Source organism: Pseudomonas sp. HMSC057H01 (assembly GCF_001836405.1).
Taxonomy (GTDB): domain Bacteria; phylum Pseudomonadota; class Gammaproteobacteria; order Pseudomonadales; family Pseudomonadaceae; genus Pseudomonas; species Pseudomonas aeruginosa.
The window spans coordinates 1-280 of sequence record NZ_KV828516.1 but is presented as its reverse complement, the minus strand read 5'-3'; the positions used below and the strand labels follow the sequence as shown (position 1 = coordinate 280).

The 280-nt window shown below is 61.8% G+C and carries 1 pseudogene; it reads right to left on the bottom strand.

Going from position 1 to position 280, the window contains the following annotated elements:
• Nucleotides 1-280: pseudogene (locus tag HMPREF2581_RS33885) on the bottom strand (recombinase XerC); the annotation flags it as partial.

The window sequence follows — 280 nt, the reverse complement described above, 5'->3', positions numbered from 1 at the left end:
ACGCTTTGCTCGAAGGTGTCAGGTGGCTGTGGTAGCGCTTCTTCCCACGCGGTTGCATCTCCCTGAATGCCTGTCCCTGGTGTGTGCTCCCTTGGTTCTGCAGGTTCTGTCCTAGCCTCCTGTGGCGGCGCTTCACCCATTCGAGCGAGAGGTTGCCCGCATGGCTTCGGTTTGGCAGAGGCTTGCGGGGAGCCGCTGTAATCCACCTTCCTGACGTTCTCCAGCGCTCCTTGGGCCAGGCTTCTGGCATGCAGCACGGCACGCATGTGGTCGTAGTCGG